Source organism: Streptococcus sp. HMSC065E03, assembly GCF_001815045.1.
Classification (GTDB): domain Bacteria; phylum Bacillota; class Bacilli; order Lactobacillales; family Streptococcaceae; genus Streptococcus; species Streptococcus parasanguinis_AD.
On the sequence record NZ_KV818840.1, the window covers coordinates 1 to 205 of the forward strand.

Genomic DNA, 205 nt, shown 5'->3' on the forward strand with positions numbered 1-205 from the left:
CGTGCTTGACGAAGATAATTCCACCAAGAACTGCCACCGCCATGTATCAGCAAGATAGGAGGCGAATTCTTATCACCAAATTCATGGAATTTCATGTTTAAACTCCTTACTGAAATCTATACCTCCACCTATTTCTCCAATTTTATTACCCCATCATAGCGCTTCAAGTCCTCTTCACTATAGTGATGAATCACTTCTACGAGTG

At 40.5% G+C, this 205-nt stretch carries 1 protein-coding gene; it reads right to left on the bottom strand.

The window, feature by feature from the left end:
• On the bottom strand, positions 1-95 hold a 95-nt coding region (locus HMPREF3002_RS10800; protein WP_371106566.1), incomplete at its 3' end, for an alpha/beta fold hydrolase.
• Positions 96-205 lie beyond the last annotated feature (110 nt).